Origin of the sequence: Paenibacillus whitsoniae (assembly GCF_003955665.1) — a bacterium.
GTDB lineage: Bacteria > Bacillota > Bacilli > Paenibacillales > NBRC-103111 > Paenibacillus_E > Paenibacillus_E whitsoniae.
In genome coordinates, this window is the sequence record NZ_RXHU01000162.1 from 1 (window position 1) to 2,921 (window position 2,921).

The following is a 2,921-nucleotide window of genomic DNA, read 5'->3' on the forward strand; positions in this document are numbered from 1 at the left end:
AGATTTTTCAATCTCATTAAGTCACTTGCGTGACTGTTTGTTGCTGATTACTTCATCCATTTGTTCAGTTTTCAAAGAGCTTTATCGGTGTCGTCGTTTAAAGCGTTACTGCGTCGCTCTCGGCGTCGACAAGAATATATACTATCAGGTTTCAAAACAGAATGCAAGTGCCTATTTAAAATTATTTTCTTAGCGCCGAACAAGGCGATTATCAAGGGAATTTCGCCGCCATATCTCCCCTTTGCCAAACATGCGAACACCGCCGATCCAGTCATCGATACCGTTCAGCTGGATGTTATCAAGCCGCCCTTCCAGCACCTCTCGACCGAGCTTCGTCAACTTTGCTCGAGATCCTTCAAACCCCAAAGCCAGAGCTTCCCCGAAGCTAGGCAGACGCTCGGTGCCGGCAATACTGACCAGCGGCTTCTCGCATTTCCAGAATCGGTTCAGCATGCCCCAGAACTGCAAATCACCTAAGCCGTACTCCAAAGCCTGCGCGGCCACATCCCTAAACAAGGACAGCACAGACACCTCTGCATCCCCAATCAAACCAAGCGTTAACTGCTCAAGCGTGGACAACCCATTTTGCGTAGATGGAAACCGGCCTAGATGGAGCTGTAAGGCTTGGCGCAGGCACGGAAGCGCCGACAGATCTTCCGCTAGCAATTCGGCGAGCGCAAGCGGCTCAGCGGCCGAATAGGCCGACCAGGCGCGGCAGGCGAGCAGCCGCTGAGGCTCTGTGACCGCATCCCAGGCCCCATGCAGGGTGCGGATCTGTTCCAGCGATAGTTGGCCGAGGCCATAAAACGTATCCACCCCGGGAAACCGATCGATGCACAGCAGAGAAAGCTGAAAAGGACGCGCGGAGGCGGGAGCCATCCGCGACAACAAGTACACGAGCATCCATTGATCGTACAGATCATGCTCGAACCAAAGCACGAGCTCGTCTGCGGAACTCGCGAGCGCGTCAAGCTTGTGCTCTTGTTCGAGCGAGGTTGCGATGAACAACGTCTTGGGAATACCGTGCCGCTCGTGCATATAAGCGGCACGCAAAGCCAAAAGGGCCTGATCCGACATCTTCATGCCGATCGGCCCTTCATACAGCGACTCGCGCCACACCAAGATGTCGCCGTCGATCCCCGATGCGCGCAGCTTATCGCCGAATGCGTCTCCGTTTACGATGTGCGTGATAGTTGGCATGGCACGTCAGTCCCCTTTTATCCATTAATTAAGCTTCACCCAGCATCCGCAGCAGTTCCTGCTCGTCGTCGATGATGCGAATGCCGAGATCCTGCGCTTTGGTCAGCTTGCTGCCGGCGCTTTCCCCGGCGATGACGATGTCGGTCTTCTTGGAGACGCTGCCCGTTACCTTGGCGCCCAATGCCTCCAGCTTCTTCGCGCATTCGTCGCGCCCCATCGTCGAGAGCGTGCCCGTGAGAACGACGGTTTTGCCAAAGAACGGATTATCTTCGCTCGCTGCGACGACCGGCGCTTCTTCCGCCACAGGGTTGACGCCGGCCGCAAGCATGCGCTCGATGCTCGACACCATGACCGGGTCGCGGAAGAAGGTATAGATGCTGTCCGCAACAATGCCGCCGACGTCAGGCAGCGTGATTAGCTCCTCCGGCGTTGCCGCCATCAAGGCAGGCAGGCTGCGGTAGTGATCGGCAAGCACCTTCGTCGTCGTCTTGCCGGAGTTCGGGATGCCCAGCGCGTTCAGGAAGGACGCAAGGTCGCGGGTTTTGCTTTTCTCGAGGGCGTCCAGCAGATTGCGTGCCTTCTTCTCGCCAAAGCGATCGAGCTTCACGAGATCGTCGAATTGCAGGACGTAGAGATCCGCAGGGTCGCGCACGCCGAGCTCTTGATGCAGCTGAGCGGCGGTCATCTCGCTGAAGAATTCGATATCCATGGCGTCGCGCGATGCAAAATGCGCCATGCGGCCAACAAGCTGCGGCGAGCAGCCGAGCTTGTTCGGGCAGAAGAGATGCGCGCCGCGCATCTCCAGCTCAGTGCCGCACGCAGGGCAATGCGTCGGCGCCACGATTTCACCGCCGTCATTCTCCTCGGTCACCTTGCCGAGAATTTCCGGAATGACGTCGTTCGAGCGGCGGATGTAGACGAGGCTGCCGAGCGCGTGTTTCAGGTTTTTGCGTTCGATGTCGCCAATGTTATTCAGCGTACAGTTCTGCACGGTCACGCCGGCGATGTCAACGGCTTCGACGCGGGCGAGTGGGGTGATTTTGCCTGTGCGGCCTACTTCCCATGATACGCTCTGGAGCGTCGTCATCGCTTCTTCCGCTTCGAACTTGTAGGCGATCGCCCAACGCGGGAACTTCTCGGTATAACCCAGCACCTCGCGCGTACGCATATCCGTCAGCTTCACGACGCTTCCGTCGATGAGATAGTCGAAGCTAGCACGCTCTTCGGCAATACGCTCCAATTCGGCGCGAACGTCTTCGATGTTCGTAAAGTACCGCGTGCGGTCGCTGACCTTGAAATGGTTGTCGCGCAGGAACTGCACCATATCCGCGTGATTCTGGAACTGAATGCCGTCGGCGTACCCCACATTATAGAAGAAAGCGTTCAGCTTCCGCTCGGCGGTCGTCTTCGGATTCAGGTTGCGGAGGGCGCCGGCTGCGGCGTTGCGGGCGTTTTTGAGCGGCTCGGCCGCCGTCTGATTGTACGCCTCAAGGACGGACAGAAACATCATGCCTTCGCCCTGCACCTCGATGGTTCCCTGATCGAAAGGAATGGTCAGCGGAATGGACTTGATTGTCCGAACCTGTGCCAAAATGCCCTCGCCCACGGTACCATTCCCACGCGTGGCGGCTTGAACGAGCCTCCCCTGCTCATACGTCAGGTTCAGCGTCAAACCGTCAAACTTCAGTTCCACGACATAGGTAGGGTCGGGGAGCGGTGCT

At 57.4% G+C, this 2,921-nt stretch carries 2 protein-coding genes; both read right to left on the reverse strand.

Annotated elements, in window-relative coordinates:
* Positions 1-189 precede the first annotated feature (189 nt).
* Positions 190-1,200, reverse strand: coding sequence for a DUF1835 domain-containing protein (locus tag EJQ19_RS31500; protein ID WP_126145155.1), 1,011 nt, complete (start codon positions 1,198-1,200; stop codon positions 190-192).
* Positions 1,201-1,228: 28 nt separating this feature from the next.
* On the reverse strand, positions 1,229-2,921 hold a 1,693-nt coding region (gene ligA, locus EJQ19_RS31505; RefSeq protein ID WP_126145156.1), incomplete at its 5' end, for an NAD-dependent DNA ligase LigA.